Here is a 6437-nt window from a genome sequence, read left to right on the forward strand (position 1 = left end):
TATATTCGCTAGGTTAGCGTGAGGCAAAAGGAAAATGTTATGACCGCCATCACCTATCGTACTGCCGATGTGGACAGCTCCAAGATTTTCTACCGCGAGGCGGGCGCGCCGGGCGCGCCGAAGCTGCTGCTGCTGCACGGCTTCCCTAGCGCGGGCCACATGTTCCGCGACCTCATTCCGCTCCTTGCCGACCGCTTCCACATTATTGCTCCCGATCTGCCGGGCTTCGGAAACTCCACCATGCCGGGCCGCGGCTGCACCTTCGATCGGATCGCGGAGACGATCGACCGCTTTACCGAGGTCGTCGGCTTCGACCGCTACGCCGTCTATGTGTTCGACTATGGCGCGCCGACCGGTTTTCGACTCGCTGTCCGGCACCCGGACCGCATCACTGCGATCATCTCACAGAATGGAAATGCCTATGAGGAAGGGCTCAGCGACGGCTGGAACCCGATCCGGGCCTATTGGCAGGACGCCTCAGCGGCCAACCGCGAGGCCTTGCGCGCCTTCCTGAAGCCCGAGGCGGTTCTCTGGCAGTATACCCACGGCGTCCCCGACACGACGCGCGTCTCTCCAGACGGCTATTCCCTCGACAACTTCTATCTAGCCCGGCCCGGCGCGGATGAGGTGCAACTCGACCTGTTCGGCGATTACAAGAGCAACGTCGCGCTCTATCCGACCTTTCAAACTTATTTCCGGACGCACAAGCCGCCCTTTCTGGCGGTGTGGGGGAAACACGATCCATTCTTCCTGCCGCCGGGCGCCGAGGCGTTCAAGCGCGACATGCCAGATGCTGTCGTACGGTTCTTCGACACTGGGCACTTCGCGCTGGAAACCCACGCTGTGGAAATCGCGGCGGCAATCCGCGAGTTTTTCGATCGGTGATTTAGTACCCTTTAGTCGCCCTTAAAGAAGGAGACCAGGAATGTCCAAGTCGGTTGCCATCGTCACAGGGGCCAGCCAGGGCATCGGCCGTGCCACCGCGATCCGCCTTGCGCGCGACTTCTCGGCTGTCGTTCTGGTTGCGCGGAATCTCGACAAGCTGGAGGAGACAGCGAGTGCCGCCAGGGCGGCTGACGCGGAGACGCTCGTGGTCGATGCGGATCTGGCCGAGCCTCATGCCGCGCAGAGCATTGTAGAGCAGACGCTGGCCGCCTTTGGCCGCATCGACGCTCTGATCAACATCGCGGGCGCGGTGCCGCAAATCGATTTGTTCGAGATGACCGATGCGCAGTGGGACGCTGGACTCGCCCTGAAACTTCACGGCGCCCGGCGACTCACTATTGCGGCTTGGCCCTCCCTGAAAGCGGCGAAGGGTTCGGTGGTGCTGATGTCCGGCAATTCGGCGTTGTTCCCGAAGGCGTCTTACGCCGCCGTCGGCACGATCAATGCCGCAATTGTCGCCTTGGCGAAGGCCTTCTCTGATCGCGGCATCTCCGACAGCGTGCAAGTCAATAGCGTCCTCCCTGGCCCCGTGATGACCGATCGGCGGCGTTCCTATCTCGAGCACTGGGCGCCTGTGCACGACATGACGGTTGAGGAGGCGACAGAGAACTTTCCGAAGGAGGCAGGCATCGCCCGCTATGGTGAGCCGGACGAGATTGCCGAATTGATGGCTTTCCTGGTGTCGCGCGCCGCGCGCTGGATGACCGGCTCGACGCTGCGCATGGATGGCGGCGAGGTCAAGTCGATCTGATCGAGGCGCGGCAGATCCGATCCATCGTTTCCGGCAGCGACATAAGCGCCGGACCGTTTAGGCCTTACTGGGGTCAGAAGAGAGGAAATAGCCATGTCTCAGCCTGAAACGTTTGACGTCGTCATCATTGGAAGCGGCCAAGGCGGCAAGCACCTTGCCTGGCATCTGGGACAGTCCGGCAAAAGAGTTGCGGTCGTCGAGCGCCGATGGGTCGGCGGCTCTTGCCCCGCCGTAGCATGCCTGCCGTCCAAGAACGAAATTTGGAGCGCGCACGTAGCCCATATGGTTCGGAATGCGGCGAAGTTCGGCACCATTGCAGAAACGGTGAGAACCGACATGGCGACCGTGCGCGGCCGCAAGCAGGACATGGTGGAGCGCGAAATCCGTGCCCATCTTGATCTTTACAGACAAACAGGTGCCGAACTCATCATGGGAAGCGGCCGGTTTGTCGGCCCGAAGACGATCGAGGTCGCGCTCAACGAGGGCGGCTCGCGCGTGCTTGTCGGAACCGAGGTCGTTGTCAATCTCGGCTCGCACGCCGCCATGCCCGATATTCCCGGACTGAAGGAGGCTAACGCGCTCACTCACATCGAGGCGCTCGAACTCGATGAGGTACCGTCGCATCTAATCGTGCTTGGCGGTGGCTATGTCGGTATCGAAATGGCGCAAGCGTATCGCCGATTTGGCAGCCGCGTGACGGTCATCGAGCCTGGTGCGCAACTTATGAGCCGCGAGGACCCCGATCTGGCTGAAGAGGTCAGCAGAATCCTCAAGGAAGAGGGAATCGACATCCTCCTGAACGCTCACCCTATTCGTGTGGATGGCCACAGCGGCGCATCCGTCAGCGTAAAGACGGAGACGAAATCCGAAGAACGGAGCATCGAAGGCAGCCATCTATTGGTCGCGACGGGGCGGGTGCCCAATACGGCGAATGTTGGTCTCGATATCGCCGGAATCGCTTTGACTGCGCGGGGTCTCATTCAGGTTGATGAAGGGCTACGGACGACGGCGCACGGCGTCTGGGCCATCGGCGAATCCGCCGGCAGCCCGCAATTCACGCATGTTTCGGTCGATGATTTCCGCATCGTGCGGGACAATATGGCCGGTGGGAATCGCAGGACCGACGATCGGCTTATTCCTTATGTCATGTTCACGGAGCCGCCGCTTGCGCGTGTCGGTTTGTCGGAAAGTGAAGCACGCGCACGAGGCATCCCTGTTCGCGTGGCAACCCTGCCGATGCGCCGAGTCCTGCGGACACTCGCGACCGACCAGGTCGAGGGATACATGAAGGCGCTTGTGGCGGCTGATGACGATCGGATTCTAGGTTTCGCCATGATCGGTGCCGAGGCTGGTGAGGTAATGGCGGCAGTTCAGACGGCGATACTTGCTGAACTCCCCTACACGAAGCTACGCGATGCCGTCATTACCCATCTCACCTTTGCCGAAGGCTTGGGGCCGTTGCTCGAGAATGTTCCGGCACGGTCCATTTAATCAACTGACATCGCTTGGCGTCGTCTTCCTGAAGCCGGCGTCGACAAGGCGCCTCGTGGGTCCGGGACATGAGTAGACAACCGGCGCGCAAGTTGGCGCCAGCTTCGACGGGCGTGACTCTTTCAATGTCTCGGCGCGAACCCCATGGATTTAGGCTGATCCAGACGCTCTTGTGCCGTAACGATCCGAAGAGTAAACGACTTGGAGTGTCATTGTCGCAATGGAGCACTCCCGATGAGTTCCGCAAAAAAGGACCTGCGGGACCAACCGCGTCCAATACTCGATACACCGTCTCCCTCCGTCAAACGCGGAAAAATCGCCACAGCGCGCTTCATCGCCGAGACGGCTCATGCCGTCGCAATCTATCAGCCGGGAGAAGGCGATGTCCTATACATCACTTTCAACTCGGAGAATGAGCGGGCCAAGGGCCTAGGCTTCTCGGGGGATCGCTTGCTGAGGCGCCTCGGGCGGCCCGCTATTGGGATCATGTCGACAGTCGCCAATTGGTATCCCAAAACGGCAATGGCCAGCATCCTGGCGGCGGCTCAAGCGGTCATCGGCGAAGGCGAGTTTAGCCATGTGATCTGCTTCGGCCATGGCATGGGCGGCTACGGCGCTCTGCGCTTCGCGGCCGAGCTGCAGGCCGAGGTGGCAATCGCCTTCTCGCCGATCACGACGATCGACCCGGGACAAACCTCGGTGCCGAACAAATTCTGGCCGAGGATTGATCCCAGTTTTCGAAGCGGAATGCCGCTGGAGCCGCGGCATATCGCGCAGCGCAACTACGTCATCTACGACCAGCATTCCCATCATGACCGCTGGCATGCGAACCGGCTGGCAGCATTTCCCGCGATGGAACGCGTTCTCTTCCCAATGATCGGGCACGAAACGCTCGCCGCATTCGGCGAGGAGGACGATGTGATGGGCGTCATTGACGCGCTTATGGCGGGTGAGCCGAAGCGCGCGCGGCGCTGCATCAGAGGTGCGCGCAACCGGTCCGCGAGCTATCACGAGCGTCTTTCGGAAGTACTCGCCGGGCGCGGCCTCGCCGAGGCGGCAGCGAAGACCGCCCTTTTCGCGGCGGAGCTACAACCTGAGGCTCACCGAATTCTGGCCAACTATGCGCAGAAACTAAGAGCGGCGGGGCGTCAGTGGGAAGCGGTCGAATACCTTCTCGTCTCTGCGCCGCTGTTGTCGCGGCGGCCGGGGGTTCAGCGCAAGCTTTTCCAAGAATTGCTGCGCGCCAAGGAAGCCGAGATCGCGCGCGATCTCATGGCGCGCGCACGAGAGGTTCCGGGACTGCTCCTGCTCACGCCTGTCAGCATTGCCGCGGTGCTGGTCGCGACCAACGCAAAGAACGAGGCGAGGGGGCTGCTCGATACCATCACGCCTCAGGCGACGGATGATGCCGCTGATCTGGATTTCCTCGCGGATGGGTTGGTGGGCAGCGGCGAAGCGGCGGCGGCAATCGCCTTCCTGGAGTGCCGGAAGAGCCAAGCCCCAACTGACCTTGGGGTCCGCATCCGATTGGCCCGCGCGCGGAGACAGGCGGGCTTCCGGGTGGAGGCGAAAATGGAGGCGGAGGAGGCCGATAGCCTCGATCTGCAATGGGCCGGCGACATTCGCGCCCTCATGACTCTGCATCGGGAACTTGGCGCCCACCATCGCATCGAGGCGCTCGCCGAGCGAATATTAAAGACACGTCCAGAGATTTTCGAGGTGCGGCAGGAGTTAATCGAGAGTCATCTCAAGAATCGCAATCTAGTCTCGGTGCGCAACCATCTTGAAGCGACGCTGCGACACGCGATGGACGATGCCAACCAACTCGCCGCCGTGAGCCATCACTACACCCGGGTCGCCCGCATCTATGAGAGCTTGTGCAAGACCAAGAAGGGCACGCCGAAGCCACTGGTCGCTGATCGGGTTTCCGCCCTGGCGCCGGCTGAACGCGCCGTCGCGCTCGATCCGACAAGCGTCGGGAACCGCATCATGCTTGCGACGGCAGAGGTTGGGCTGGTGCTGATGAAGCGGGCACGCGCCACACTCGATGTCACTCTGAGGACCTTGGAGCCGACGGAGTCATCGCAATGGCTCAGACTCGCCGAACTGCTGCGCGACACCAAGCAGATCAAGGCCTCGCTTGAGGTTGCCCGACGAGCGCCCATGGCCGCCGGATGGACGAATGCTTCACGCGTCACGCTGGGCAGGCTCCTCGTCGAGATTGGTGAGCTAGAGGAAGCCAAGGACGTCCTGAAACCAGTCGATGCATCGACTCTGCGCGTCGATTGGCTGCGCTTCTTGGCTGAGGATTTGGTCAAGGTTTCGGAGACACGTCTGGCGCTGGTGGCGACTGAGCAATACCTGAAGCTGGACCCCGGCGATCCGGCGATGACGAAACAGCTGGGGTGGCTCAGGTTGCTTGCCAAAACCACCGAGCCACCGCCGCTGCCGGTCACGCCTACGGCCCGGAGATCCCGGGGATTTTTCGACAGGCTGTTTGGCGGGGTACGGACGTCGTGATCGAGCGCCTAGACGCTGCTGCGGAGCGTTAGAGATCAATCCATTCGTCACGGGCGTAATCGAAAAAGCGATCGACTCGTTCACCGTTCCAGCGATACTTCAGGTGCCGCTCCTGGTGGGGAATCCCGACCGCACGCGGCCGGAACGCGCCGAGGCAGTGACCGCCTTCGTGTCGCACACTCGGATAGGCAATGCCATTTGCAGCGGCCGCCCGGCGCTTCTTTGCGTAGCTCTGGGATGCCGCATAAGACTCGGAGTCCAGGATCGCGCGCCGCTGCGCGACTGGCAGCGCGGCGGCGTCCTCGAACTCGGCCGCCACAGTTCCGACGAGCACGCGCATATCCTCGCTGCGCGGGGGGTCGGCGCCGTCGCGCGCAAAGGCCTCGAAGTGGAACACGGTCTCGGCGATCGCCGTCTCCATTGCCGCTGCGGCGTAGTAGACGCCGAAGGTGCCGTCGCTGAAGCGCGAGCCCTTCGGGTTGATGTGGGTGAAGGCGGCCATCAGGTAGCTCGCTCCGGGGCCGCTGACGCGCTCGTCCGGCGGCACGAGGGCTATCTCTCCGATCTCATCGCGGACCCGAGGGTTGGTGAGCTGCTCCAAGGCAATCAGCGCGTCCCAAACGGCGGGATCGGCGGTCAGCCGCTCGAATAGGTTAATCGGCGGATAGCGCGAGGCGATAACCCGCCAAGCCTGCGGCCAGTTGATCCGACAGAGAGGCACGGTTATTCA

Annotated in this window: 5 protein-coding genes; 4 read left to right on the top strand and 1 reads right to left on the bottom strand. The window is 62.1% G+C overall.

What is annotated here, in order from left to right; all coding sequences use genetic code 11:
* Window positions 1–39 precede the first annotated feature (39 nt).
* From GSQ83_RS17685 to GSQ83_RS17700, 4 genes are all read left to right on the top strand, one after another.
* Entirely contained in the window at window positions 40–885 is an 846-nt protein-coding gene (locus tag GSQ83_RS17685) for an alpha/beta fold hydrolase (protein WP_158804170.1), read from the top strand.
* Between the two features lie 40 nt (window positions 886–925).
* Complete coding sequence (locus GSQ83_RS17690; protein WP_158804171.1) at window positions 926–1696, top strand: SDR family oxidoreductase; 771 nt, start codon at window positions 926–928, stop codon at window positions 1694–1696.
* Window positions 1697–1789: 93 nt separating this feature from the next.
* Window positions 1790–3187: an NAD(P)/FAD-dependent oxidoreductase gene (locus GSQ83_RS17695; RefSeq protein WP_158804172.1), complete on the top strand. Its 1398-nt coding sequence runs from the start codon at window positions 1790–1792 to the stop codon at window positions 3185–3187.
* 234 nt (window positions 3188–3421) lie between these two features.
* Window positions 3422–5707: a lipopolysaccharide assembly protein LapB gene (locus GSQ83_RS17700; RefSeq protein WP_158804173.1), complete on the top strand. Its 2286-nt coding sequence runs from the start codon at window positions 3422–3424 to the stop codon at window positions 5705–5707.
* A 28-nt stretch (window positions 5708–5735) separates the two neighbouring features.
* Here GSQ83_RS17700 and GSQ83_RS17705 read toward each other — a convergent pair whose 3' ends face one another.
* Window positions 5736–6308: an RES family NAD+ phosphorylase gene (locus GSQ83_RS17705; protein ID WP_254065752.1), complete on the bottom strand. Its 573-nt coding sequence runs from the start codon at window positions 6306–6308 to the stop codon at window positions 5736–5738.
* Window positions 6309–6437: the final 129 nt, after the last annotated feature.

The sequence above is a fragment of the Acidisoma sp. L85 genome (assembly GCF_009765865.1).
Taxonomy (GTDB): domain Bacteria; phylum Pseudomonadota; class Alphaproteobacteria; order Acetobacterales; family Acetobacteraceae; genus Acidisoma.